At 70.1% G+C, this 25,347-nt stretch carries 19 protein-coding genes; 7 read left to right on the top strand and 12 right to left on the bottom strand.

All coding sequences use genetic code 11. The features are described 5' to 3' along the window. Positions 1-127 precede the first annotated feature (127 nt). Entirely contained in the window at positions 128-2,629 is a 2,502-nt protein-coding gene (locus tag ACN469_RS31200; RefSeq protein ID WP_498773794.1) for a protein kinase domain-containing protein, read from the top strand. A 39-nt stretch (positions 2,630-2,668) separates the two neighbouring features. Here ACN469_RS31200 and ACN469_RS31205 read toward each other — a convergent pair whose 3' ends face one another. From ACN469_RS31205 to ACN469_RS31215, 3 genes are all read right to left on the bottom strand, one after another. Next, positions 2,669-2,977 (bottom strand): hypothetical protein, encoded by a 309-nt coding sequence (locus ACN469_RS31205; RefSeq protein WP_498773796.1) that lies wholly within the window; start codon positions 2,975-2,977, stop codon positions 2,669-2,671. Between the two features lie 182 nt (positions 2,978-3,159). Further along, complete coding sequence (locus ACN469_RS31210) at positions 3,160-4,113, bottom strand: C40 family peptidase (protein WP_498773798.1); 954 nt, start codon at positions 4,111-4,113, stop codon at positions 3,160-3,162. A 73-nt stretch (positions 4,114-4,186) separates the two neighbouring features. Continuing rightward, entirely contained in the window at positions 4,187-10,081 is a 5,895-nt protein-coding gene (locus ACN469_RS31215) for a hypothetical protein (protein ID WP_498773800.1), read from the bottom strand. Positions 10,082-10,283: 202 nt separating this feature from the next. Between ACN469_RS31215 and ACN469_RS31220 the strand changes: the two genes are divergently transcribed. Together ACN469_RS31220 and ACN469_RS31225 are read left to right on the top strand one after the other, a co-directional pair. Further along, positions 10,284-10,790 (top strand): GNAT family N-acetyltransferase, encoded by a 507-nt coding sequence (locus tag ACN469_RS31220; RefSeq protein WP_498773802.1) that lies wholly within the window; start codon positions 10,284-10,286, stop codon positions 10,788-10,790. A 92-nt stretch (positions 10,791-10,882) separates the two neighbouring features. Then, positions 10,883-11,650 (top strand): endonuclease III domain-containing protein, encoded by a 768-nt coding sequence (locus ACN469_RS31225; protein WP_498773804.1) that lies wholly within the window; start codon positions 10,883-10,885, stop codon positions 11,648-11,650. 3 nt (positions 11,651-11,653) lie between these two features. On the opposite strand, the gene ACN469_RS31230 is transcribed toward ACN469_RS31225, so the two are convergent. Further along, positions 11,654-12,934, bottom strand: a complete 1,281-nt coding sequence (locus ACN469_RS31230) for a phospholipase D-like domain-containing protein (protein ID WP_498773806.1) — start codon at positions 12,932-12,934, stop codon at positions 11,654-11,656. Positions 12,935-13,076: 142 nt separating this feature from the next. Here ACN469_RS31230 and ACN469_RS31235 point away from each other — a divergent pair, with 142 nt between their 5' ends. Continuing rightward, positions 13,077-15,416, top strand: a complete 2,340-nt coding sequence (locus ACN469_RS31235; protein WP_498773808.1) for an acyl-CoA dehydrogenase family protein — start codon at positions 13,077-13,079, stop codon at positions 15,414-15,416. A 68-nt stretch (positions 15,417-15,484) separates the two neighbouring features. Then, positions 15,485-16,000: an ester cyclase gene (locus tag ACN469_RS31240; RefSeq protein WP_498773810.1), complete on the top strand. Its 516-nt coding sequence runs from the start codon at positions 15,485-15,487 to the stop codon at positions 15,998-16,000. Between the two features lie 7 nt (positions 16,001-16,007). Here the strand turns inward: ACN469_RS31240 and ACN469_RS31245 are convergent, their stop codons facing one another. Then, positions 16,008-16,634 (bottom strand): hypothetical protein, encoded by a 627-nt coding sequence (locus ACN469_RS31245; protein ID WP_498773812.1) that lies wholly within the window; start codon positions 16,632-16,634, stop codon positions 16,008-16,010. 83 nt (positions 16,635-16,717) lie between these two features. Then, complete coding sequence (locus ACN469_RS31250) at positions 16,718-17,512, bottom strand: hypothetical protein (RefSeq protein WP_498773814.1); 795 nt, start codon at positions 17,510-17,512, stop codon at positions 16,718-16,720. Positions 17,513-17,645: 133 nt separating this feature from the next. Here ACN469_RS31250 and ACN469_RS31255 point away from each other — a divergent pair, with 133 nt between their 5' ends. Both ACN469_RS31255 and ACN469_RS31260 read left to right on the top strand, forming a co-directional pair. Then, positions 17,646-18,104 (top strand): DUF3293 domain-containing protein, encoded by a 459-nt coding sequence (locus ACN469_RS31255; protein ID WP_498773816.1) that lies wholly within the window; start codon positions 17,646-17,648, stop codon positions 18,102-18,104. Between the two features lie 96 nt (positions 18,105-18,200). After that, the gene (locus ACN469_RS31260; protein ID WP_498773818.1) at positions 18,201-20,165 is read left to right on the top strand and encodes a bifunctional metallophosphatase/5'-nucleotidase; all 1,965 of its coding nucleotides are present in this window, start codon (positions 18,201-18,203) and stop codon (positions 20,163-20,165) included. A gap of 18 nt (positions 20,166-20,183) precedes the next feature. Here the strand turns inward: ACN469_RS31260 and ACN469_RS31265 are convergent, their stop codons facing one another. From ACN469_RS31265 to ACN469_RS31290, 6 genes are all read right to left on the bottom strand, one after another. After that, positions 20,184-20,606 carry a hypothetical protein gene (locus ACN469_RS31265; RefSeq protein WP_498773820.1) on the bottom strand — a complete coding sequence of 141 codons (423 nt, stop codon included), beginning with the start codon at positions 20,604-20,606 and terminating at the stop codon, positions 20,184-20,186. Between the two features lie 192 nt (positions 20,607-20,798). Continuing rightward, the gene (gene clpP / locus ACN469_RS31270) at positions 20,799-21,413 is read right to left on the bottom strand and encodes an ATP-dependent Clp endopeptidase proteolytic subunit ClpP (protein ID WP_498773822.1); all 615 of its coding nucleotides are present in this window, start codon (positions 21,411-21,413) and stop codon (positions 20,799-20,801) included. 142 nt (positions 21,414-21,555) lie between these two features. Beyond that, positions 21,556-22,950 (bottom strand): class II fumarate hydratase, encoded by a 1,395-nt coding sequence (fumC, locus tag ACN469_RS31275; protein ID WP_498773824.1) that lies wholly within the window; start codon positions 22,948-22,950, stop codon positions 21,556-21,558. A 106-nt stretch (positions 22,951-23,056) separates the two neighbouring features. After that, complete coding sequence (locus ACN469_RS31280) at positions 23,057-23,401, bottom strand: antibiotic biosynthesis monooxygenase family protein (protein ID WP_498773826.1); 345 nt, start codon at positions 23,399-23,401, stop codon at positions 23,057-23,059. Then, positions 23,398-24,585, bottom strand: a complete 1,188-nt coding sequence (locus ACN469_RS31285) for a cytochrome P450 (protein WP_498773828.1) — start codon at positions 24,583-24,585, stop codon at positions 23,398-23,400. The genes ACN469_RS31280 and ACN469_RS31285 overlap by 4 nt, the downstream gene beginning before the upstream one ends. 251 nt (positions 24,586-24,836) lie before the next feature. Then, positions 24,837-25,190, bottom strand: a complete 354-nt coding sequence (locus ACN469_RS31290) for a PspC domain-containing protein (protein WP_498773830.1) — start codon at positions 25,188-25,190, stop codon at positions 24,837-24,839. Positions 25,191-25,347 lie beyond the last annotated feature (157 nt).

The raw sequence follows: 25,347 nt of genomic DNA on the forward strand, positions 1-25,347 counted from the left end.
GGCCGCACGCGTTGTTCGTCATGCGCGCCGGAGCGAAGTCGGACAATATGCGCCCGGCGTGCTGGCTCCCGACTCCCTCGTCCTCGACGGTCGCTTCCGAGTACTCCGTCCATTGGGTTCGGGCGGAATGGGCGAAGTGTACCTGGGTGAACAGGTCTCCTTGGGCCGCATGGTGGCCATCAAGGTCCTTCACCACGACCTCAACGCGCAGCCCGGCATGGCCGAGCGCTTCAAGCGCGAAGCCCGCCTCCTCTCCGCCGTCGAGCACCCCGCCGTGGTGCACATCGTCGACTTCGGTGAGTCCGGCGACCACGCCTGTCTGGTGATGGAGTTCGTGGAGGGAGAGAGCCTCTACGACGTGCTCACCCGGGGCGCCATGCCGCCGGGCCGCGCGCTGCCGCTGCTCCAGCAGCTCGCGGAGGGCCTGGCCGCCATCCACGACAAGGGCATCATCCACCGCGACTTGAAGCCGGAGAACGTCTTCATCTCCCCCGGCGCGCGCGGCGAGCAGGCGCGGCTCCTGGACTTCGGCATCGCCCGGCTGGTGGAGCCGGACGCGCAGAGCAACGTCAGCCAGGTGGGCGTGGTGCTCGGCACCCCGGAGTACCTGTCGCCGGAGCAGGCGGTGGGCGCGAAGGTGGACACGCGCAGCGACCTGTACACCTTCGGCGTGCTCATCTACCGCGTGCTGTCCGGACGGCTTCCCTTTGATGGGCCCCAGGCGCGCCACTTCCTCGCCCAGCACGCCTCCCACGCCCCGCTCCCGCTGGACAGGGCGGCGCCCTCGCTGACGCGCTACATCGGACTCTTGTCGCTGGTGATGCGCCTTCTGGAGAAGAACCCGGCCAAGCGGCCCCAGAGCGCGCACGAGCTGGCGGACGCGCTGGCCGCCGCGCACCTGTCGCTGGCCGCCTTCACGCCCGGCCTGGGGACGCCCGCCTACGTGGGCACGCCCGCCACCACCTCACCCTCCGGCACGTCCGTCTTCGGCGGGGGTGAGGCGACGAGCAACGGCCCCAGCGGGACGTCGGTCTTCGGCGCGGCGGACGCGGCGGCACCCGCGCCTCTTCCGAGCCGCACGAGCCAGAGCACCGCCGCGTTCGGCCTGGAGTCCTCGCCGGGCACTGACAGCGCGTCACCCTCGGCGATGCGCACGGGCACGGCGGCCTTCGGCTCGCGGCCCACGCTGTCGGGCAGCACGTCGACGGTGAAGCCGCAGAACCTGACGGTGATGCTCACCGACATCCAGGGCTTCACCGAGCGCACCAGCCGGCAGACGCACGAAGAGAACGCGCGGATGCTGGAGACGCATGACCGGCTGCTGATGCCGCTGGTGCGCGAGCACGAGGGACGGCTCGTCCAGAAGCGCGGAGATGCGCTGCTGGTGGCGTTCCGCTCGCCCACCGCGGGGGTGTTGTGCGGCATGGCCATGCAGGACCGGCTGTGGCGGCACAACGAGGCACTGCCCGCCGAGGAGCGGCTGCACGTGCGCGTGTGCCTGCACGCCGGCGAAGTGCTGCTGACCGCCGACACCGTGCTGGGCGAGCCCATGGAGGTGCTGGAGACGGTGGAGCACGTCGCCGCCGCGGGCCAGGTGACCTTCACGGAGGCGGTGAACCTGGCGCGCAACCGCGCCGAGGCGGAGGTCGAGCCCTGCGGCTCCATCACCCTCCCCGGCCGCGAGGAACAGCTCCAGCTCTACCGCTGCCAGCAGGCGACGGAGGGGCCTCCCTTCGGCGGTCGCTTCGAGAAGCAGAACGCCCTCGCGATGCGTCTGGCTCCCGCGGTCCAACGGACTCGCGCGGCGCTGGCACCCATCTCCCGGGGGATGCAGGCCGTCTCCCATGCCGTGCGCGCGGGCAAGGCGCGACTGGGCACGAGCCTGACCCGCCTCAACGCGGTCCTGACGGTGCCTCCCGCGGTGAAGGCGGGCGTGAACAAGGCGGTGGTGCTGGCGCGTGCGAAGCCGCGCGCGGCGATGGCCGTGCTCGGAGCCCTGGTGCTCCTGAGCGGCGGCGTGGCCATCGTGCTGCATCTGAGCAGCCCCGCCGTACGCGCCATGTCGCTGCTCCAGGACGGCAAGAAGGACGAAGCGCTGGAGTTGCTGAACGCGATGTCGAACGAGGAGCAGAAAGAGGCTCCGGTGCGGCGCGCCCTCGCGGCGGCCCACCACGCGCAGGGCAACCACGACAAGGAGCGGGTGCTGCTCGCCACGCTGGATGTGGAGGGCCGCGCGGCGGTGGAGGACTCGTTGCTGGATGGGCTCGCGGAGGACTTCGGCCGCTTCGACAACGACGACCTGCGCAGGCTGCTGGCCAATCTCCCGAAGGAGCGGGTGCGTCCCTACTTCGCGGAGCTCATCCGGGACGAACACTCACCGAAGCAGTGGGGTGCGCTTCGCTACCTGGATTCCGCCAAGCTGGCGGACGGCGTGGACCTGGTGACAGCCTACTCCAAGGCCCTGGAGGCGAAGGATTGCGGCATGCGCAATACCGCCGCCAGACGGCTGGGCGCGTTGGGCAACATGGACGCCGTCCCCGCCCTCATCCGGCTCGCCGAGTCCAAGGGCGACTGCGGCCAGGCTGAAGCGAACCGCGCCATCCAGAAGCTGAACAAGAAGGGCGGCTGAAGCCCGGGCGGGTGTCGCCGCCCAGGCCTCGGATGACGCTCAGTCATCGTGCCGGGCGTGGCCCTTCTTCTTCCCCTTGCCACGGCCATGACGGTGGTCGTCGTCATCCCAGTCATCATCGTCATCGCGGTCGCCACGATGGGCCTTCACCTTCTCGTCCACCTTGAGCAGGTTGCGAGAGAAGGCGTCGTAGTCCAGATGCAGATGGCCGCGTGCCCCGGGCGCCGAGGCGAAGAACTTCACCTTCCAGACGTCGTTGCCCGTCCGGTGCGCCTCCTTGAGGCGGCAGTCGAACCGGCGCGCGCGACACTCGCCGAAGCCTCGGTCCACCGCCTCTTTGTAGGACATGGCGGAAGGACGTGAGGGCGGAGGTCGCGAAGGCCCGGGGCGGGGCGGTGAGCGCGAGTGGACGACACATCCCGACGCGAGCAGCAGACCACCGAGAAGCAGGGCGATTCTCATGCCCCTCATGACGCATCAACCGCGCGGAGCTTCAAAGCCACGCGGGGTGCGAGGCACCGACTGGAAATCTACAGTCCGTCGGGAGACGCGAAGGCCACGAACAGCTCGCCCGTGAGGTACGCGCGTCCGCCCTTCGTCGCGGGCCGGAGGAAGTCATTCACCACGGGTCCGCCCTGCGCGAGCTGGTGCTTCTCCGGATGCGACAGGTTCATCCGACTGCGGGCCACGCCCTTGCTGCCCCGGTGGATGAAGGTGACGGTGCCGTCCTCGGACACACCCTCCACCACGCCGACGTGGGTCATCCCGTCGTTGCGGCGACCATCGCGGTTGCGGTCGTACGTCTCGCGGAAGAACACGAGGTCCCCGGGACGCGGCGCGCGGTGGTGCAACCGCTTGCCTTCCGTGGCGCGACGGAAGATGGCGGACACGGCGTTCTCTCCCGCCTGGAAGCCATGCGCCACCAGGTCGATGCCGGCGGAGAGATAGGCCAGGCGCACGAAGCCGGAGCAGTCGTTGGGCATGCCCCGGCTGACCTTCGCGAGGTTGCGCTCACCCACGAGTTGCATGGAGCGCGTCACGATGAGGCGCGCCAGCTGCATCGGCGTGCGGTACGCATCCCAGAAACCCTCCAGGCCCGTGGACGGAGGGACGACGAGCGCGACGGCCTCCAGCGCGGCGGCGATGACGCCCGTCACCAGCGGTCGCTCCTTCTCCTCGGAGACGACGGTGGCCACGACGCGCGGAGCGACCTCGGCCCGCGGCGCGACCTGGGAAGCCTCGGGCGCATCGGACTTCACCGGCGGCGTCTGGGCATTCGCCGAGGCACCTGCCTCGTCCGGTGCCACCGTCCCCACACCCTCGGCGAGCACCGTGCCTGACGGCGCCACCTCAACCTGCTCGGTGGGCACCACCGCCGCGTGGGGCGGCACCTCCAGGGCAGCCCCAACGTCCCGGGACTGCACGGTGGCGCAGCCGATGAGGGCACACAGCGGAACGGTGGCGAGCAGGCGAAGACGGGACAACCGGAGGCCCTTCCGAAAGTTGGCGCCGCATTCAATCCCACGTTTTTGGGGGTCTCGCCAAGAACTCGAAGTGTCAGCCCTCCCAGGTGGACAGCAGTGCGCGGACCCGTGTGTACCTCTGGAGGAGTGCGGCACGGTGGGCGCTGAGCATCACCATGGAGCCGATGACGACGAGGCCCAGGAAGAACAGCGACGCGGCGGCGACGCGGTGGTCCCTCATGCCGAAGCGCACCAGGTTCGCCGCGATGCACGTCACCAGGAACGCGGTGCCCAGGTACACGTAGGAGCGGATGCGCAGCGCGATTCCGAAGCCCACGCCCACCACGCAGAGGAACACGCACAGGAGCATGGCGCTGCCGTCGCTGAACATCAGGGGCTTCCACGCCCCCGCCACGTAGATGACGGTGACGGCCAGCGCGCGCAGCCGTGCGTAGGTGTCCTCGTCGATGGCGCCCCGGAACACGCGCAGCAGCGCGAGCAGCGAGAGGCCCGCGGGGATGACGTAGAACTGCGGCTCGCCATTCCCGGTGCCCTGCCACACGAGATAGAGCGCCACGTTGAAGGCCACCACCGACGCGAGCGAGGCCACCCCTCTGCGCGTCGGGTGCGACGCCAGCGCGGCGAAGTGCGCGGCGTGGCCCACGAGCAGCGCGGCCACCTGGAGCGGCTCGTTCCAAGGCGCGGAGAACAACCCCGCCAGCGGGAAGAGGAACGCACCCCACAGCGCGGGCCTGCGGAAGGCGACCAGGGTGGAGCCCTCGCGCTGCACGAAGAAGTAGAGGCCCGTGAAGAGGGCGCCGCCCACGAGGGCCGCGAGGCTGTCTCCGGCGCTCGGGTGGGCACCCATGCCCAGCAGGCGCACGGAGAGGTAGCCCAGCACGAGCACGGCCTGGGCGAGGAACGCCGCCAGCTCGTCCTTCTCCACGGCGGCGTGGCGCACCAGCGCGACGAACAGCACCGTCAGCCCGGTACAGGCCACCAGCGCCTCGCGCAGCGCGTCTCCCGTCGCGCCCAGCATCGACAACCCGAGCAGGACCTCGGTGAGCGCGACGACGGTGAAGCCCAACCCCACGCCTCGCCGGAGCTTCGCGCCCGCCAGGAACAGCGCCAGCGCGGCGAGCACGGCACTGGCCGCGCCGAAGTGCGGGAGGATGAACTCCGAGCCACGTCCGGACGAGTACACCGCGCCCAGGTGCATCAGCGCGCCGTGCACCGCCGCGAGCGACGCCAGCCAGCCCACCACCTCGCGCTCGCGCCGACGCCACACCACCGTCCACGCGGAGGCGAGGCCGAAGAGGAAGCACAGCGGCGTCGCCAGGTGCTCCAGGTCACTCAGCGTGGCCAGCGACAGCAGGGCCAGCACCCAGCCGCCGTGGTGCATGGCGGCACCCACGCGAACACCCCGCGCGTCGAGCACCATGCCGCTCACGCACAGCACCAGGCCCGCGCCGCTAATGACAGCGGGCAGCCACAACCACGGCACCGCGGCGACCAGCGAGGCCGCGAGCAGCCCGGTGGCCACGTTCGCCATCCACCGCTCGCGAGCGACCATCAACACCAGCGACGTGAGGACCGCGCCCGCCGCCACGTCCATCGAGAGCGCGCCGGGCCCCATATCCGCCAGTCGCCCCAGGAGCAGCAGCGCCAGCGCTCCGGCGCTCCCCACCCACAAGGGCTCGCTCCAGGTGCCCTCCAGCCCAGGCGTCAGCTTCGACGCCACCGCGCTGAGCGCACGCTGCACGCCACCGACCTGACAGACGGCGGACAGCAGGCCCGCGCCCAGCGCCACCGCGATGAAGGCGAGGCCCGTCTCCGACCTCCACTCCAGGAAGCGATGGGTCTCCGTCTGCCCCAAGACCGCGAGCGCGAGCACCCAGATGAAGGGCACCAGCAGCCACCGGAGAGACAGCAGGAACGCGGACGCCGCCACCACTGCCGCCAGCCCCAGGAGTCGCGTCTGCGAAGGCACGTCCAGCACCGGCACCGCCGCGACGACCAGCGCGGTGAGGACCGCGGCGCGCCGCAGGTAGGCATCCGGCGGGCCGCGGAAGAAGGCCCAGAGCGTGGACGGCGCATGGTGCTCGGCCAGCGCCACGGCGAGCAGCAGGACGGTGACGACGGGCCGTGCCTCCGGGATGATGAGCAGCAGGAGCGCGGCGCCACACACGCGCATGAACGGGCGCGGTCCAGGCATCAGCGCCAGGGACGCCGTGAGGAAGTACACGGGCCCGGGCTCCATCCACGGCGACATCAACATCATCGAGGTGATGCAGGCGAGGCTCACCTGCATCCACATGGACAGCGCGTCACTGTCCGCCGGTTCCCGGGAGCGCAGCAACAGGGAGCTGAACGCGGGCACGTGCGCGACGGCCCGAGCCACGGCCAGCGACATCAGCGGCAGCGCATACGCCCAGGTCGGCGGAGCACCGCCCATCGCCAGGAATCCGACGAAGGCATACGGCACCGCGAGGCTGGCGAGGAAGGGCTGACGGTTGGCGCGCGTCCACAGCAGCGGAAGCAGCATGGCGCCCGCGACCATCCACGCGGGATGCGCGTCGTCCCAGCTCACCACCACGATGCCCAGCACCACGGCCGACGCCAGCGTGGCCACCTTCGCGAAGCGCCTTCCGCCCGCGCCCACGGCCAGCACCGCCGGTACCTCCTCGGCCACGGCCAGCACCGCCAGCACGGCGGACAACCCCAGCAGCGCCAGCGGCCCCTGCGAAAACAGCCCTATCGTCGCGTAGAGCGCCGCCACCGCGACGCTGAACCCGGCCGGTATCGCCCGAGCGGTGAACAGGGCCGCGAACGCCGCGCCGAACAGGAACATGCCCTCCTGGGAGCTCCGCGCCTGCTCCACGGCGACCAGCGGGAAGACCCACGCCACCAAGGCGGCGGTGATGGTGCTCGCGCTGCGTCCCCAGCGCGCCGCACAGAGGGAGGAGCCCAGGCCCCAGAGGATGAACAACCCCAGGGACATCCCCGGCGTCATCATCCCGTTCCAGGGTGCGTAGAAGCTCGAGATGTCGGGCAGCAGCGCGAAGGCGGCGAGGACCACCGCCAGGGGCCGGACGCCACGCAGCGTGCGCGACGCCACGGCGACGGCCGCCGAGGAGAGGAGCACCACCAGGCCCAGTCCACTCACCTGGCCGATGGCGCCCGCCGCGAAACCGAACAGCGCGTAGAAGACGGCGACCCCGCTGAGCAGCCGCAGCAGCCTCCCGCGCTCGGCGAGCACCGCCAGGGTCATCGCCACGAAGACCAGCGAGAACGCCATCGCGGTGGACGACACCTGCATGGCGAACTTCGGCACGAGGGCCGCCATCAGGAAGGCGGCGTAGGCGATGGCGTACTCGTTCTGGAGCGTCCACGCGACGATGAGCACGCTCACGGCGCACAGCACCGCGCCCGTCATCCCCAGGAAGCCGAAGCCGCTGAAGAGGCCCATGCAGAAGCCCGCGGTGGCCACCAGGCCCACGATGGGCGTCAGCAACGCCCGCGTCCGCGCCGTGCTCACCGTGCAGACACCCGCGAACGCGAGCACCAGCAGGCCGGACACGACGGAGGCTGCCGGAATCGAGAGCACGCTGGCGGCCAGCACCGGCACCAGCAGCGACAGCAGCGCTCCGACGACCGTCAGGTAGAAGCGCTCCACCAGCAGACCGGTGGCCAGACACACGACGGACAACCCGAGCGCGCTCCAGAAAGGCGGGCGCATGTCGGGACCCGCCATGCCGTAGAAGCAGAAGAGGACGCTGGCCACGGCGGTGGAGCGCAGCAGCACCTCCGCGAAGGCGAGGTCCCGAGCATTGCCCGTGCGCTCACCGCGCCACAGGCGCGTCACCGCGAGCACGACGCCCGCGAGGACGAACGGGAGCGCCGTCAGGGCGCCATACTGCACGGGCAGCTTGTCCGCGACGGGATAGCCCAGCGAGGCCTTGAACACCTCGAGCAGGCGCTTCAGGGGCCCGGGAACGAGCTGCCCGCTGGTGGCATAGGCGAAGTACGACGCCGCATAGGCGGGGTACACCCACGGCAGGCGGCTGATGGCTCCGCGCGCCAGGGACACCATCGTCCAGGTGATGACGGCGGCGGTGACGAAGAAGGTCGGCGGCGGCGCGCCGATGGCGGCCACCAGGCACATCACCTGGAGGGAGGCGATGCCCAGGGCCAGCGGGTCCGCGGCGCGCTCGGGAGGCAGCGAGCGGAAGCGCTGGGTGGCGGCGAGCAGGAACGCGAGGAAGGGAGCATAGACGCTCACGTCCGGCGGATTTCCGGCATCGACGAGCGCCACATGGAGGCGGATGGCGTAGACGGCGAGCAGGTAGAGCGGCGCGCCCAGGGCGAAGGTGAGCTCGGCGCCCTCGCGCGGCTTGGCCACGGGCCGTGAGGACAGGAGGAAGAAGAGGACGCACGGGAGGATGTTCAGCCACAGCGCGGCGCTCCCGAGCTTCGCGGCGACCGGCGCCAGGCCCATCATCAGCGTGCTCGCGACGAGGGCCACCTGGACGAAGGGACGCGAAGGCGCGTCGAACGCGTCCGCTGGCTTGCGCACGAGGAAGGCCGCGGCCACCGCCCAGACGAGCAGCAGCGGGATGAGCATCACCGTGCTGACGCCCCCGAGCAGCAGCGACTCTCCGAACTCCATGGGCCCCAGCGCGATGCCGGCGAGCGGCGCGGACGCGGAGCCGATGATGCCGAGGATGCGCCCTGGATTGCGCAGCGCCTCGCGACGGGCGAGGTACGCGCCCCAGACGGAGAAGCCGGCGGAGTAGCCCACCGTCATGCCGAAGACGGTGAGCGAGCGGGTGACGGAGGACATTCCGGCCCAGCTCTCGAAGACGAAATAGAGGGTGCCCGAGAGGATGAGGAAGGCACCGACGAACCACATGATGCTCTCGTAGAGGAACGGCCTCCACACGCGATTCCACGTGGAGGTCTCCTCGACGAGTCGCGCCGTCGCACTCCGAGGCGGAGGCGCCTCGAACGAAGGCTGCGAGGGATTCTCCGGGAGGGGATGCTCATCCGCTCCAGGCTCATGCCGCGTCGGAGGCCGCACCCGATTCTGGGCACCCGGGCGGGCCTGCTGGGACTCCGCCCCCTTCTGTGATGTGGAGGCCGGGCCTTGAGGTCCCGCAGCGGCACCACTTCGCGAGGACCGGGCTGCCTCCACGGAGGCCGCCAGCAGCCGCGCCGCTTCCTCGCCCTTGACCACCGAGGCGCCCGAGGCCGCCCGCGCCGCGCTCGCTGCCGCGGCGGCGTCCCGCGCCGCTTCATCCCGCGAAACCACCAACCCCTTCAGCCCCCCGTCCTGCGGCGAGGCGACGGAAGACTCCACGGCATCCGAGGCCGCGAAGTGCATCGCATCCGCACGCACCACGTCCTCGCCCGAAGCCGCGTCGCGGATCACGCTCGTCTGCGCCGCATCCTCACCCGAGGCCGAGAAGCCCGGCACACCCGCCTGCACCACATCCGAGGCCGCGAGGTGCGTCACACCCGCCCGCGCCGTGTCTTCGCCCGAAGCCGCGAAACCCGTCACGCCAGCCAGCACCACGTCCTGGTGTGACGTCGCGTGGGGCATCTCGCTCGCCCGCGCCGCATCCTCACCCGAGGCCGCGTGGAGCATCGCATTCGCCCGTGCAACGTCCTCGCCCGAGGCCACGTGGCCCGCCAGCTCTGGCGAAGCCATCGCGACACTCCGCGCCTCCGTCCCCGCGACAGGCGCCGGAGACTCGGCGAGCACGGACAGGAGGATTCGAGACTGCCGCTCGTAGCGTTCCGTGAGGAAACGTCGAACGTTGGTGGGGACCTCGGAGGAATCCCAGCGGGTCAGCTCGGACAGGAGGAAGTGGACGTGAGCAAGCTCCGCTTCCAGCTCGGAACGGGGGCGCGAGGTCATCGCCGTGCCGCACAAGGCGCACTGGCTGAAATGACCCAGGCGCTCCTGTCGGCAGTCAGGGCAGTACATGGGTTTCCCCCTCTACAACGGACATGCCACGCAGAATGCCTGGGTTCTCCCAGGGGAGGAAACAGGCGCCTCACTTCGGGGTGCGCCGGCCGTGTGCCACCTGTGCAGCCGGGTGCACAACAGGTGCGTGCACTCCGACGCACCCGTCAGACCCCTGGGTCCCGCTGGCCCTCGGCCCCCCTTCCATGAAACCGTCATTCCCATGAGCACGGACGAACTGCGCCTGCGCCCCATCCAGGCTGAAGACAACGCGCACGTGGCCGCCATCATCCGCGCGGTGATGCCGGAGTTCGGAGCGGATGGCCCCGGCTTCGCGATACATGACGCCGAGGTCGACACCATGACCGCCGCCTACGCGCACCCCCGCCACGCCTACTTCGTGGTGGAGCGTGCGGGCAAGGTGCTGGGAGGCGGCGGCATCGCGCCACTGCAAGGGGGCGACCCCAGCGTGTGCGAGCTGCGCAAGATGTACTTCCTGCCGGAAGTCCGAGGACAGGGAGCGGGCGAGCGCATGGTGCGCCGCTGCCTCGACTTCGCCCGGGAGGCGGGCTTCCAGCGCTGCTACCTGGAGACCTTCGCGTCGATGACTCAGGCCCAGAAGCTCTATCGGCGCCTGGGCTTCGAGCCGCTCTGTGCGCCTCTCGGAAGCACCGGGCACTTCGGCTGCGACCACTGGTACGCGCTGGACCTGGCGAAGCCGACCGCCTGACGCGCCCCCTGCCCTACCACCGGGCAGGAAGCACTGGCGGGCTCCCGCACCAACAGACCCTCACCTTCCCTCGAAACCCAGGGAGGTGAGGGATGTCGACGGCACCTCGAAATCGCCGGGCTCCGTCCAACACGAGCCCACGGACCGCACGCGAGAAACCCTCCGCGGGCGTCGTCACCGAGCCCGAGTCGCGTCCCGACAAGGTCCCCTTCGACATCGACAACGTGCTGGCGCGCGTGCGCGAGACGGTGCGCGACTTCGCGGACGCGGCGATGTTCGCGCTCTCCGCACGAGGCCACGACAGCCTCTTCGAGCAGCTCGTCGCCTGCATCCTCTCCATCCGCACCCTGGATGAAGTGAGCCTGCCCGCCGCGCTCGCGTTGCTTGAGCGCGCCTCCACGCCAGAGGCGCTCGCGCGCATGAGCCCCGACGACATCGACGCGCTCATCCGTCCCGTCACCTTCCACGAGGCCAAGGCGCACCAGCTCCACGCCATCGCCGTGCGGACCCGGGACGAGTTCGGCGGCACCCTGCCCTGCGATGCCCAGGTGCTCCAGTCGTTCAAGGGCGTGGGCCCCAAGTGCGCGCACCTGGCGCTCGGCATCGCGTGCGGCCACGAGGCCATCAGCGTGGACATCCACGTGCACCGCGTGACGAACCGCTGGGGCTACGTGAAGGCCCATTCGCCCGAGGCGACAATGGCTGCCCTGGAGAGTCAGCTCCCCCGCAGGTACTGGGTGGAGCTGAATCGCCTGCTGGTGCCCTTCGGCAAGCACGTGTGCACGGGCTCGCGGCCCAAGTGCTCCACGTGCCCTGTGCGCGACTCCTGTCGTCAGGTCGGCGTGACGAACCCGCGCTGACCGTCAGCGGTCATGGCCCACCAGCTGCGTGGCCCGGCGAGCCAGCCGTCGCCATGGGTTGGTGCGCCCGCCGTTCTCCAGGGAGATCTCCTTGGAGACGCGCAGGTCCTTCGCCCAGCAGCGCTCCATCTTCCGCACGAACTCCACGTCGTTGATGACGAGCGAGCCCTCGCCCAGCTTGTTGAGCGACAGCGAGTCCATGTTGGTGGAGCCCACGACGGCGAGCCAGTCATCCACAATCATCGTCTTCGCGTGCATCATCGACGGCTGGTACTCGTAGATGCGCACACCCGCATCCAAGAGGCGCTCGTACGTGGAGCGCTGCGAGGCACGGATGACCTTCACGTCGTGGATGGGCCCGGGCCCCAGGACGCGAATCTCCACGCCCTGCCGGCACTTCTCTTCCAGTTGCTCCAGAATCTCGTTGGGCGGAGAGAAGTACGCGTTGGCAATCCAGAGCCGCTCGCGCGCGGCGGCGATGACCATGCGCACCATGCGCTCCGCGTCGGTGATGCCCAGCTTGCCCGAGCTCTCCACGAAGCACGCCTCGGCGTCACCCACCAGCATGGGCTCCGGGAAGGTGCTCGGCGGCAGCAGTCCGCCGCCCGACTCCTGCCAGTATCGCGAGAAGGTGAGCTGCATCTCGCGCGCGGAGGGGCCCTCGACGCGGACGCTCGTGTCGCGCCACTCCTCGGGGGCCTGGCCGTTGCCCTCCCAGACCTTCCAGAAGCCGAAGCCGCCCGTGTAGGCGATGCGCCCGTCGATGACGACCAGCTTCTGGTGCGTGCGCCCCAAGAGCCGCCCCATCACCTTGCCCGCGAGCAGCCGGTAGTAGTGCACCTCCACGCCGGCCTCACAGAGGACCTTCTCCACCTTCTGGTCGAAGTCCTTGTCGCCGCGAAGCTCCTCGCTGCCCACCGGGTCCACCACCACGCGACACGCCACACCCGCCCGGGCGCGCTCCACCAGCGCCGCGACGATGCGGTCCGACACGTCACACGGTCGCCAGATGTAGACCATGATGTGGACGCTCTCCCGCGCCGAGCGGATGTCTTCCAACATCCGGTCGAAGACCGCGCCGTTGTCCAGCAGCTCCAGCTTGTGCCCCGGCATCAGCGCGGCGCCCGTGGACTGATAGAGGGAGAACGAGAAGCCCTGGGGCCCCGGCGGCAGCACATAGGGGCCGTGCATCTCGTGCTCGCTGCGCTCCCGCGTGCCGCTGAAGCCGTGGGCTCCGGGCTGGGGAAGAATCTCGATCTCCGACAGGTCCTGGGACTCGTCCATGACGTGCCAAGCTAGGAACACTTCCCTGCCCTGGCATGCGGGGCCTGCCCGCCTGCCCGACAGCCGAGTGCTCTCTTCCATTGCCGCCCGGCGCCATGCTGGCCACACTGCGCCCGTTCCCTCGCCTGATGGAGTACCGACCATGGTGGAAGAGATTCGTCCAACCGCGAAGGAGCTGCTGTCGCTGCCGCGCCTCGCGCCCCTGGTGCCCATGCTGTACGTGGCCTGGACGGACGGAGAGCTGACGACGGCGGAGCTTCGGATGCTCGGCAACGCCGCCCGCGCCCAGCCCTGGTTGGACCTGCGCTCCACCACCGTGCTCGCGCGCTGGTTGGACCCGCTCCTGCCCCCCACGTCCAACGAGCTGGCGCTGGTGCGCGAGCACATCCGCTCCGCCGCCGCGCGCCTGTCGCTCAGCGCCCAGGACAGCCTCGCGGAGCTGGGCGCGAAGCTGGCCGAGCTGGTCTCCGGCACGAAGGAACTTCCACCGTCCGTCCCCGAGCTGGTGCGCGCCCTGGCGTCGGTGGAGGCGGTGCTGGGCGTCTCCAGTCGGGATGCGGTGCGGGCCCTCGTCCCCTCCGCCGCGCACGAGCCGCGCCGCATCGGCCCCACGGAGCCCACGTCCTTCGCGCCCGAGGCGCTGCGCGCGGTGCTGGACCGCAAGTACCCGGACGTCCGCGCCAAGGTGCGCACGTGGCTGGAGGACCCGGCCTTCCGCCAGCAGCCCACGCTGGACACGGCGAAGCAGCGCGAGCAGACCTTCAAATGGCTCAAGCAGCTCGCGGACGAGGGCCTGGGCCACATCGCCTTCCCGGAGGGTGACGAGGCCGGCGCGGACCTGGGCGCCTTCATCGCCGCGTTCGAGACGCTGGCGCTCTTCGACATGAGCCTCGTGGTGAAGGCGGGCGTCCACTTCGGCCTGTTCGGCGCGAGCATCCTCTTCCTCGGTACGGAGCGCCACCACCGCGAGTACCTGCCGAAGGTCGCCACGCTGGAGCTGCCCGGCTGCTTCGCGATGAGCGAGCTGGGCCACGGCTCCAACGTGCGCGACGTGGAGACGGTGGCGCGCTACGACGCGGAGGCCGGGAACTTCATCATCCACACTCCGACGGAGTCCGCGCGCAAGGAGTGGATTGGCAACGCCGCGGTCCACGGCCGCATCGCCACGGTGTTCGCGCAGCTGGAGGTCGGCGGCAAGGGCCTGGGCGTGCACGCCCTCCTGGTGCCGCTGCGCGACGCGAGGGGCCAGCTGCTGCCCGGGGTGCGCATCGAGGACTGCGGCCGGAAGATGGGGCTCAACGGCGTGGACAACGGCCGCATCTGGTTCGACCACGTGCGAGTGCCTCGGGAGAACCTGCTGGACCGCTTCGGCCAGGTGAGCGCCGAGGGCGAGTACACCAGCTCCATCCCCAGCGACGGCCGGCGCTTCTTCACCATGTTGGGCACGCTGGTGGCGGGCCGGGTGAGCGTGGCGTGCGCGTCCTTGAGCGGGGCCAAGAGCGGGCTGACCATCGCCGTGCGCTACGGCGACATGCGCCGGCAGTTCGGTCCTCCGGGCGCGCAGGAGGTGCGGCTCCTGGACCACCAGACGCACCAGCTGCGCCTGCTCCGGCCGCTGGCGAAGACGTACGCGCTCGACTTCGCGCTGGAGTACCTGGTGGAGCGCTACGTGAAGCGCACCGAGGAGGACTCCATGGAGGTGGAGGCGCTGGCGGCGGGCCTCAAGGCGTATGCCTCGTGGAACGTGACGGCGGTGCTCCAGGAGGCACGCGAGGCGTGTGGAGGTCAGGGCTACCTGGAGGCCAACCGGCTGTCGGGGCTGAAGGCGGACACGGACATCTTCACGACGTTCGAGGGCGACAACACGGTGCTGATGCAGCTGGTCGCCAAGAGCCTGCTGACGGACTACCGGCAGCGCTTCGAGGACGACCGTGTCTTCGCGGTGCTCAAGCTCATCGCCGACAGGGCGACGGCGGTGGCGGACCGCAACCCCATCGCGACGCGGCGCACCGGCAGCGAGCACCTGCGCGACGGCGACTTCCAGCTCCGGCTCCTGCGCTACCGCGAGGAGGACCTGCTGGCCTCGGTGGCGAAGCGGCTGCGCAAGCGGATGTCCGCGGGCGTGGAGGCCTTCACGGCCTTCAACCAGGTCCAGGCGCACCTGGTGGCGGTGGCGCACGCGCACATCGAGCGCGTGGTGCTGGAGCAGTTCCTCCACGGCGTGGCGACGGTGAAGGACGAGGGGCTCAAGGTGGTACTGGGCCGGCTGTGCGACCTCTATGGCCTGTCGTGCCTGGAGTCGGCGAGCGGCTGGTTCCAGGAGAACGGGCTGATGGAAGGCAACAAGGCCCTGGCCATCCGCAAGGAGGTCGTGAAGCTCTGCACGGAGCTGCGGCCCGACGCGGTGGCGCTGGTGGATGCCTTTGGCATTCCGGACGCCTGCCTCGCCTCGCCCATCGGCCTGGGCCACCTCTCGGCGTGACGTGAGGTGAACACTCGCGGGCACTGGGGGGCTGACGGCCTGGGCGAGGCTGCGCAGCTTCCCTGGCCATGAGAAGCCTCGCGAAGACGATGTGGCTCTGCGTGCTCGGACTGCTGTCCGCGTGTGCGTCCGTGTCTCCGGTGGAGCGCGCCGCCGCGCTGGAGGAGCAGAACCGCCAGCAGGCCAGGGTGCTCACCGAGGAGCTCTACAACCTGCGCAAGCTGGACCGCGTCGCGGAGCTGTTCTCCGAGGACTATGTGGACCACTCGCAGGGCGCGCCCACGGACGTGGTGGGCCCGGCCGCCGTGCGCCAGCAGGCCGAGGCCACGTTCCAGGCCTTCCCGGACCTGCGCTTCGACGTCCTCCACGTGGTGGCGGACGGAGACATGGTGCTGGTGCACTGGAAGGCCGAGGGCACGGACGCGAAGCACCCGGACGAGGCGGGCAAGCCTCGTCAACTCGCGCTCAATGGCCACTCGCTCTACCGGATGCGCGACGGCAAGGTGGTGGAGTCGTGGGACATCTCCGACCGCCTCGCCCCGCTGCTGCAACGCGGCTACAAAATCATCCCGCCCCGGCAGTGACGCGGCGTCACTGGAGGACGGCGGGCGCCTGGAAGACCTCGCCGTCGCGGCCCTCCACCCGCAGGCTGGCGCCATCGGCGGGGCTCACCTTCAGCTCCACGCGAGGCTGACCTCGACGGTCCACCAGCAGCAGTCCCGGAGAGCCGTGCTCGTCCGCGCCCAGAATCGCGCGGGGCCGACCATCCGCGTCCGCCAGCTCCAGCCGCGAGGAGCCATCCACCTGGAGCCCCACCGCGAACAGGTCGATGCCGCCGGGCTTGGACAACGTCAGGCGCGGGGCTTCGTCCGAGTACACGGTGAGCTCGGCCAGGGACTCGCCTCCGGCCGTGGAGAAGCGCAGCCGGGGTGAGCCATCCTCCGCCACACCCAGCAAGGCGCGCGGACGCCCCATGCCGTCATGCAGCACCAGCCCCGAGGCGCCCGAGTCGTCCAGCCCCAGCGAGGCCCGTCGCTGTCCCTGGGCGTCGTTGAGCACCAGGCGCGAGGCCACCAGCTCCCCACCTGGCGTGGGCGCGGGCTTCAGCGCCGCGGTGCCCAGCCCCACTCCCGCCAGCGCGAGCGCCGCGAAGGTGAGTCCCTGCAACCGCTGACAGCGGCGCTCCAGTCGCTCCAGCCGCGCATCCATCGAATCCATCTCGAGCCTCCCGCCAGGGCCGCCGGCCCCTGGACCCGCACAGCCTAGCGGAAAAGGCTCGGATGGATTGCCCACCGGGGACGTCAGATGTCGACGTCGCTCGAGTCGGCGTTGACGTAGTCCCGCGTGTCGCGATTGATGGGACGACCGCGGCCGAAGAGGAAGCCCAGCTTGAACTGGACGAAGCCTCCGTTGAAACCCGCACCCAGCTCCGAGTCGGAGTCCGTGGTGTTGAACTCGCCGATGACGGGGATGGAGACGCCCACCTCGGGCATCAGCCGGAAGCCCTCCGTGACACGCAGCGCGTAGCCCACCGAGGCGCCCACGCTCAGCAGATTCACGGCCGCGCTGTCCGTGGAGCTGCCTCCCGAGATTCGCGTCGCGGACACCCGAGGCCCCAGCACCAGCTCCGAGCCACCCGCCGTCTTGAAGCCCACCAGCAGGGGCACCGCCACGTTGACGTAGCTGCCCACCGCGTCGTCGTCGCTGCCCAGGAAGACACCCATCACCGAGGGCGCCAGCGAGATGGCCAGGTCAGGGTTCTCGGGGCTGGTGAGCAGGAACTTCGACTGGAGTTCGGCCAGCGACGAGCCGAAGCGCACGCCCAGGTCCACGCGCTCCGTCACACCGAAGCGCGCCGCGAGGTCGATGTGCGGATAGTAGATGCCCCCCGAACCGGTATCGCTATCCCCGACGACGGCGGCGCCGCCGACACCCGGCTCGATGGCGAACTGGAACTTGCCCGCGCCCAGCGTGTCCGCCGTCTGCACATGACTCACCGAAACACAGCCCGTCCCCACAAAACCCGCGCACAGCGCGACAGCCACCACGGCACGACGCATCATCTGGATTTGCCCCACGTCCAAACGCCCCCTCATGGAACGTTGCGAGGGCTCCAGACGTTGAGGGGTTCTGAACATTCACCGGGAATATCCAATCCAGACATATTTTCGTCAGGACTCGCGGCCCCCGGGGCTGACAGCGAGGTGTCGTCAACGCGAGAATGCGCAGATGAGACAGCTCGACCAGGAGCGGTTGCTGGGAGCCTACCGGACGACGCGGTATGTCATTCGCCCGCATGGCTCCACGGACGGCGTGGAGCAGGTGCTGCGAGTCGGAAGGCTGCACCCCGCGCTCGACGCCGCCCTGGCGGCACGAGGCCATCGGGAGTGGGCCTTCCTGACGGCCTGGAATCCGGGTTCCCGCCCTCGGGGCAAGGACGAGAACCAGCGCGCGCAGGAGCGGCTGGTCTCCCAGCTCATCGCGGGCGGTTGGGTGGTGGCGCCCGCCATTGGCGAAGCGGAGGACGGGAGCTGGTCCGAGCAGAGCCTCTTCGTCCCGGGCCTGCCCCGCGCGGAGGCGGAGCGCTTCGGTCGCGCCCACGGGCAGGTGGCCGTCCTGGTGGGTCGCACCGGAGGCCCCGCGGAGCTGCTGCTGTGCGGCAGCGAAGCGCCGCCACCCGTTCCTTGAATCGGGGCGACAGTCGCGCCCCGTGTCGAGACGAAGTCGAGCCATCGTCCGTGAACCAGGGTAGGTTCCGACTCCCTGCTCGTCGGAGTTCCCTCGATGCCTCAAGCCACACCGCGCTCGTCACCTACGGGAGCACGCCCCAGCGTCTTCCTTCTCGCCGGAGCGTTCGTCACCGGCATGTTCCTCTTCGCCCATGGCGGCTGCGGAGGTGACGAGTGCCAGGACGCCGCCGACTGCCGCTTCGACAACAGCGCACCGGCGGAGGGCAAGGAGTGGGTCTGCGAGGACAAGCGCTGCGCGCAGCATCCCGTCCAGCCGCCGCCCCCGGATGCGGGCTCGGACGCGGGGACGACCGACTCTGGGACGCCCGACGCGGGGACGCCCGACTCTGGGACGCCCGACGCAGGGAAGCCCGACTCTGGGACGCCCGACGCGGGGACGTCCGACGCGGGTCCCACCACGGTGAGCGTCCAGGTGCTCGCGTTCAATGACTTCCACGGGCAGCTCGAGGAGCCCGCGGGCCAGATTCTGACGGGCGTGGCCCCCGACGGTGGGCCGGTGCGGGTGAACGCGGGCGGCGTGACGTACTTCGCCCGGCACATCGCGGCCCTGCGGGCCACCAATCCGAACACGGTGGTGGTGGCGGCGGGAGACCTCATCGGCGCCTCGCCGCTGGTGTCGGCGCTCTTCCACGACGAGCCCACCATCGAGGCGATGAACCTGATCGGCCTGGACCTGGTCGCGGTGGGCAACCACGAGTTCGACGAGGGCAGCACGGAGCTGTTGCGCATGCAGTCGGGCGGCTGCCACCCGGTGGATGGCTGCCTGGACGGGGATGGCTTCCCGGGCGCGAAGTTCAAGTTCCTGGCGGCCAACGTGGCCACGGGCGTGGACCGCACGCTGTTCCCCCGCTACGACGTGCGCGAGTTCGAGGGCGTGAAGGTGGCCTTCATCGGCATGACGTTGGAGGACACGCCGGAAATCGTCACGCCCACGGGCGTGGCGGGGCTCACCTTCAAGGACGAAGTGCAGACGGTGAACGCGCTGGTGCCAGAGCTGCGGCAGCAGGGCATCGAAGCCATCATCGTGGTGGTGCACCAGGGCGGCAATCCGAGCCCGAACGCGCTGGTGAACGAATGCAAGGGTTCGGGCGCGGACGGCCTCATCTCAGGTGCCATCGTTGGCATCGCCAAGGGCCTCAACGACGCGGTGGATGTCATCGTCAGCGGCCACACGCATCAAGCCTACAACTGCGTCATCGATGGCAAGGTCGTCACGAGCGCCTCGTCGTTGGGGCGGCTCGTCACGGACATCGACCTGACGTTGAGCAAGGCGACGGGCGACGTCGTGGGGGCGCGAGCGAACAACGTCATCGTCACTCGCGACGTGCAGGAGGTCGGCGCGGTGAAGGAGCTGGTGACGAAGTACCAGGAGCTCGTCACGGCGCGGGCCAACCGGGTCATCGGCTGGGTGGCACAGGCGCTCAGATCGCAGTCGGATTCCGCGGGCCAGTCCACCCTGGGTTCAGTCATCGCGGACTCGCAGTTGGAGGCGACGAAGCCCGCGAACCTGGGTGGGGCGCATGTGGCCTTCATGAACCCGGGCGGCCTGCGCGCGGACATCGCCCAGGGCGAGGTCACCTACGGCGAGGCCTTCGCCACGCAGCCGTTCGGCAACAGCCTGGTCACCCTGACGCTGACGGGCGCGCAAATCGAGCAACTGCTGGAGTGGCAGTGGCGGCCGTCGGGAGCCACCCTCATGCTGTTGCCGTCGGCGGGCTTCACCTATGCGTTCAGCGCGTCGGCGCCCATCGGAAACCGCGTCAACCCGGCGTCCATCCGGATCAACGGCGTGACGGTGGACCCGGCGGCGAACTACCGCGTCACCGCGAACAACTACCTCGCGAGTGGGGGTGATGGCTTCGAGCTGCTCGCCGAGGGGACGAACCGGCTGGGTGGCGACGTGGACAGCGACGCGATGGAGGCCTACCTGAAGGCGCACAGCAGCGCGGCGAGCCCCTTGCCCGCCCCCGCGCTCAATCGCGTCACCGTGCTGCCGTAGCGGCGGCCTCCGGCGGTGTCAGGGGATGGGTCCGCGCCCCTGACCGCCGGCGGGCACATCCTCGCCCTGGCCGGGGACGTTCTCGGGGGTGGTGGTGGAGCCCGGGAGGATTTCAATCTCCTGGGCGCGCGTCACCCGGCGGGCAATCTCGTCGAACTCCAGCTCCACGCCCCGGCCAGGCTTGTCCTTCAAGCCGAAGCGGATGCGCCAGAGGTTGGGGCGGATCTCCACGGCCTCGCCAGCCTGGGCCAGGACGAAGCTGTTGTTGCGGGCGTATTCCTCACCGGCCTGGATGACGTCGCGCTCGCCCAGCTCCGCCTGCACGGAGGCCGAGGAGGGGGGAACGGGCGGGCGACCGGTGGGCCCCGCGCAACCCGCTCCAACCAGGAGGACGGAGGGCAGCAGGAGGCGACGGAGGGTGCGCGAGCGAGGCCAGGACATGTGTCCAAGTTTGGGCATCGACCATGCCACCCGCAGCCGGGGAAGCGGGCACGGCGGCGCGTGGGCTTCGCGCCTGCTCGGTGCACCAGCGGAGGACTTGCGCGCGGCGGGTGGCGGGAATCAGCGAGCGGGCTCGAAGTGCCCACCCGGCCCCCGCTCCGCCATGAGAGCGGGGGGCGGTGCGACGCGCCGCTACTTCGCGGGGGTGGACGACGGCGGCGAGATGAGGCGCTGCTTCTCCACCACTTCGTCGATGAGGCCGTACTGCCGGGCATCCTCGGCGCTCATGAAGTAGTCGCGCTCGGTGTCCTTCTCGATGCGCTCGACGGTGTGGCCCGTGTGCTTGACGATGAGGCCGTTGATGTAGCTGCGCAGGCGGAGGATTTCCTTGGCCTGGATGTCGATGTCCGTGGCCTGGCCCTGGGCGCCGCCGAGCGGCTGGTGAATCATGATGCGGCTGTTGGGCAGGGCGTAGCGCTTGCCCTTGGCACCGGCCAGCAGGAGGAGGGCGCCCATGGAGGCGGCCTGTCCCACGCAGATGGTGGACACCGGACACTTCACGTACTGCATGGTGTCGTAGATGGCGAGGCCGGCCGTGACGGAGCCGCCGGGCGAGTTGATGTAGAGGTTGATGCCCTTGTCGGGGTCCTCGGACTCGAGGAACAGCAGCTGGGCGACGATGATGTTGGCCACGTCGTCGTTGACGGGCGTGCCCAGCATGATGATGCGGTCCTTGAGGAGCCGGCTGTACAGGTCATACGCCCGCTCGCCGCGGTGCGTGGTCTCAATGACGAAGGGGACGTTCATGGCTCCCCTACCCTAATCGTCCTGTCGCCCTCGCGCCCGCTCGTTCTTGTCCCAGCGTGTGCTGGCCCACGGTTGGGACGGGGGAAGGCCCCCCGGATGCCCCTCGGTGGGGCGTCCGGGCGAGGTGTAGGACAGGGGCTGCCTACAGGCCGGTCATCTTCTCCGGGCGGACCCACTGGTCGAACTGCTCGGAGGTGAGCAGGCCCAGCGCCACGGCGACCTCCTTGAGCGTCTTGCCCTCCTTGTGGGCCAGCTTCGCGATTTTCGCCGCGTTGTCGTAGCCGATGTGCGGGTTGAGGGCGGTGACGAGCATGAGGCTGCGCTCCAGGTTCTCCTGGATGCGGGCGCGGTTGGGCTCGATTCCGACGGCGCAGTTGAGCCGGAAGCTGCGCATGCCGTCCGCGAGGAGGCGGCAGCTCTGCAGGACGTTCTGGATGATGAGGGGCTTGAAGACGTTGAGCTCGAAGTTGCCGGAGGCTCCGCCGATGGAGACGGCGACGTCGTTGCCCATGACCTGGGCGCACAGCATGGTGAGCGCCTCACTCTGGGTGGGGTTGACCTTGCCCGGCATGATGGAGCTGCCGGGCTCGTTCTCCGGGATGGTGATTTCGCCCAGGCCGGAGCGGGGGCCGGAGGACAGCCAGCGGATGTCGTTGGCGACCTTGAAGAGGACGGCTGCCAGGCCCTTGAGGGCGCCGTGGGCCTGGACGAGCGCGTCGTTGGCGGCCAGCGCCTCGAACTTGTTGGGGGCGGTGACGAAGGCGAGGCCGGTGAGGCGGGCAATCTCCTTCGCGACGCGCTCGGCGTAGCCCTTGGGGGCATTGAGGCCGGTGCCGACGGCGGTGCCACCCAGCGCCAGCTCATGCAGGTGGGGCAGCGTCCGCTCCAGGTGGGAGCGCGCGAGGTCCAGCTGCGCGACGTAGCCGCTCAGCTCCTGGCCCAGGGTGAGGGGCGTGGCGTCCTGGAGGTGGGTGCGGCCAATCTTCACCACGTCCATGAAGGCGCGGGACTTGTCGGCGAGGACGTCACGAAGGGCCTTCAGCTCGGGGAGGACGTGCTCGGCGACGGCGGTGACGGCGGCCACGCTCATGGCGGTGGGGAAGACGTCGTTGGAGCTCTGGCCTTTGTTGACGTCGTCGTTGGAGTGGACCTTGCGGGCCTCGCCGCGCTCACCGCCGAGCAGCTCCGAGGCGCGGTTGGCGAGCACCTCGTTGGTGTTCATGTTCGTCTGGGTGCCGCTGCCGGTCTGCCAGACGCTCAAGGGGAACTCGGCGTCATGCTTGCCGGCGAGGACTTCATCGGCGGCGCGGACGATGGCGTCGCCCTTCTCGCGAGCCAGGCTTCCGTTCTCCACGTTGACGAGGGCGGCGGCCTTCTTGACGAGGACGAGCGCGCGGATGAGGGCGGGGGGCATGCGCTCGGTGGAGATGGCGAAGTTCTGGAGGCTGCGCTGGGTCTGCGCGCCCCAGAGGCGGTCGGCGGGGACTTCGATGGGGCCGAAGGTGTCCTTCTCGATGCGAACGTTCTGGGTGCTCACGCGCGGGGCTCCTGGTGGAAAGTCGTCAGTGAGCCCACGAATAACAGGCTGGAGCCGTCGGCACCTGGAAGGAGCGCGGACCGTCGGTCCGTGAGCAGTCCGGGGGTCAGCCGTGAGCCCGTCGGCTGTCGTCGGGGGCCTGCTCGCGCTCAAGAGGTCCGTAGTCGCGAAGGACCGTGGCGACGCGAAGGCGGTAGTCGGCGAAGACGGAGTCCCGGCCCCGGGCCTGGGCGGCGCGGTGTGCCTCCAGCTGACGCCATTGCTGGACAGCCTCCTCGTCGCGCCAGAACGACAGGGAGAGCAGCCGGTCGGGAGAGGACAGACTCTGGAACCGCTCGATGGAGATGAACCCATCGATGCGAGCAAGCAAAGGCCGGAGTTGGGCAGCCAGGTCCAGGTACTCGCGCTGTCCGTCAGCGCTGAGCCGGGCCTCGAAGATGACGGCGATCATGAGTGAGCCTCCAGGGAAGAAGGGGCGGCGAACACGGGGACGCGAGCGTTGAGCGAGGGCATCCAGGAGAAACGAAGGGGGGCCCCGAGAAGCGCGCGAAGCTCCGAGGGGAGCAGTGCCATGAGGGCGCCCTGGGAGATGGACTTCGCCAGCGCCGAGCCGGGGCAGGCATGAGCGCCCGCGCCGAACGAAAGTCCCCGAGGCTGTGCTCGACGAAGATTGAACCGCTGTGGCTCCGAGTGAAGAGAAGGGTCCCGGTTGGCGGCGGCGAGGACGACGAGCACCGCGTCACCGGAGGCCATCGCCTGTCCGGCGACGACGGCGTCCGTGGCCAGGAACCGTCGGGTGTTCTGGACGGGCGACTCGAACCGGAGCACCTCGTCGAGCAAGGAGGGGAGCAGCGACGGGTCCTCGCGCAGGACACCGAGCAGCGAGGAGTCCGAGAGCAGGACGCAAAGGGCCTGCCCCAACAAGCCCGCCGTGGCGTCATGTGCCTGCAACAGCAGTCCGATGGCATTGGCGACCGCGACCTCCGAGGCATCATCCTGGAGTCCCAGCGCCGTCAGCTCACGAGCCAGCAGGGCCAGGGCCCCGGCGTCCAAGGAGCGCTGCGCCTCCAGGGAGGAGCGCACCCAGGAGCCCAGCGACCGCGTGGCCACGGAGGCCGCCTCCAGGGTGTCCGGGGGGGCCCCTGGAGCGATGCAGCGGACGAAGTCCCGAGTCCAGGAGGCGACCCGTGGAAGCGACTCGGAGGGAAGTCCCAGCAGCTCACCCAGCACATGAGTCGGGAGCAGGAAGGGGAGCGAATGGGCCGACTCCGGAAGCGCGAGCCGAAGGGTCCAACGCCGGGAGACATCAACGAGCCGAGGTGAATCGAGCGTGGCCAGGAGGCCGACGAGGGCCTGTCGTGCAAGCGCATGAAAGGGGCCGTCGTTCATGCGAGCGAGGCGTCGGAACACCTCGGCGGGGGCCGACCCGAGCAGGGCCCGAGGTACGGGCTCGGAGGGAGGGCGGACGCGGCAGGAGGGATGGGTCAGAACGGCCTGAACGGCCTCCGCGCTGGAAGCGACCCACAGGTGAAGCGAGTCGTCCCAGTACAGGGGGCGCTGGGAGACGAGGTCCGCGTAGAAAGGGTACGGGTCCGGGTGGGTGGCGGCGGCGACGGGGTCCAGTGGGGGAGACATCCGGAGTCCTCGAGCCGCCGTGCACACCGGGATGGAGTGCGAGGCGGTGAGGCGCTTCTACGGGTCTCCGAGGACGAACGTTTCGGTGCTCACCGAAATGAGCGAGACGATGTGCACGGGGGCCGCGTGACGCAAGGGAGCGGGACGGCCGGCGTGGGGGGCCCCGTCCGCTGACGGGGGGACCCACGCCGAGCCGAGGGGCCCGCGAGCCGTGCCCACCGTGGCCGTGCCGCCACTGCGCCTCCGCGCCCTCAGACGCGGCGCTCGAGGCGAGGAGCGTCAGAGGACTGCCCGAGTCCGGACAGCCACTCCATCGTGCGCTGCAAGGGAGCCTGTCCCACGGCGGACGCGGGAGTGAAGCCCCAGAGGAGCAGATAGACGAGGGGCAGCGTCCCGCCGGAGAACAGGGTGGCGACGACGAGCGCCACGCGGACCAGCGCCACGTCGATGCCCAGCTCGCGAGCCAGCATCGCGCACACGCCCGTCAACGCCCGCCCTCCCACGCCCCGGTGCAGCCGCTCCACCCGAGTGCCACAGCGGGGGCACTTCGCGGCCTCCGCCCTCATCTCCTCCGCGCATCCCGAGCACCGCTTCATCGAGTCCATGTCCTGCCTCCACAGAGGGGGTTGGCCCCTTGGCGCCAGGCGCCCTCATCCCTACCTACGCACCTTGGCGTCGCTGATTGCCTCCTGCCCGGCCGTCGCCCCCTCCCCGCCAAACCCCCGCCACGTCTGTTGATTTACAGATTTAATCCGGAGGGTG

This window comes from Corallococcus terminator, assembly GCF_049194865.1.
GTDB classification, from domain to species: Bacteria; Myxococcota; Myxococcia; order Myxococcales; family Myxococcaceae; genus Myxococcus; species Myxococcus terminator_A.

Bases quoted from the DNA above. Each gene is read 5' to 3' on its own strand.
- ACN469_RS31200 (WP_498773794.1), top strand. From the start codon at position 128: ATGGGCGAAGTGTACCTGGGTGAACAGGTCTCCTTGGGCCGCATGGTG.
- ACN469_RS31205 (WP_498773796.1), bottom strand. From the start codon at position 2,977: ATGTCCTACAAAGAGGCGGTGGACCGAGGCTTCGGCGAGTGTCGCGCG.
- ACN469_RS31215 (WP_498773800.1), bottom strand. From the start codon at position 10,081: ATGTACTGCCCTGACTGCCGACAGGAGCGCCTGGGTCATTTCAGCCAG.
- ACN469_RS31220 (WP_498773802.1), top strand. From the start codon at position 10,284: ATGAGCACGGACGAACTGCGCCTGCGCCCCATCCAGGCTGAAGACAAC.
- ACN469_RS31225 (WP_498773804.1), top strand. From the start codon at position 10,883: ATGTCGACGGCACCTCGAAATCGCCGGGCTCCGTCCAACACGAGCCCA.
- ACN469_RS31230 (WP_498773806.1), bottom strand. From the start codon at position 12,934: ATGGACGAGTCCCAGGACCTGTCGGAGATCGAGATTCTTCCCCAGCCC.
- ACN469_RS31235 (WP_498773808.1), top strand. From the start codon at position 13,077: ATGGTGGAAGAGATTCGTCCAACCGCGAAGGAGCTGCTGTCGCTGCCG.
- ACN469_RS31240 (WP_498773810.1), top strand. From the start codon at position 15,485: ATGAGAAGCCTCGCGAAGACGATGTGGCTCTGCGTGCTCGGACTGCTG.
- ACN469_RS31245 (WP_498773812.1), bottom strand. From the start codon at position 16,634: ATGGATTCGATGGATGCGCGGCTGGAGCGACTGGAGCGCCGCTGTCAG.
- ACN469_RS31250 (WP_498773814.1), bottom strand. From the start codon at position 17,512: ATGAGGGGGCGTTTGGACGTGGGGCAAATCCAGATGATGCGTCGTGCC.
- ACN469_RS31255 (WP_498773816.1), top strand. From the start codon at position 17,646: ATGAGACAGCTCGACCAGGAGCGGTTGCTGGGAGCCTACCGGACGACG.
- ACN469_RS31260 (WP_498773818.1), top strand. From the start codon at position 18,201: ATGCCTCAAGCCACACCGCGCTCGTCACCTACGGGAGCACGCCCCAGC.
- ACN469_RS31265 (WP_498773820.1), bottom strand. From the start codon at position 20,606: ATGTCCTGGCCTCGCTCGCGCACCCTCCGTCGCCTCCTGCTGCCCTCC.
- clpP (WP_498773822.1), bottom strand. From the start codon at position 21,413: ATGAACGTCCCCTTCGTCATTGAGACCACGCACCGCGGCGAGCGGGCG.
- ACN469_RS31280 (WP_498773826.1), bottom strand. From the start codon at position 23,401: ATGATCGCCGTCATCTTCGAGGCCCGGCTCAGCGCTGACGGACAGCGC.
- ACN469_RS31285 (WP_498773828.1), bottom strand. From the start codon at position 24,585: ATGTCTCCCCCACTGGACCCCGTCGCCGCCGCCACCCACCCGGACCCG.
- ACN469_RS31290 (WP_498773830.1), bottom strand. From the start codon at position 25,190: ATGGACTCGATGAAGCGGTGCTCGGGATGCGCGGAGGAGATGAGGGCG.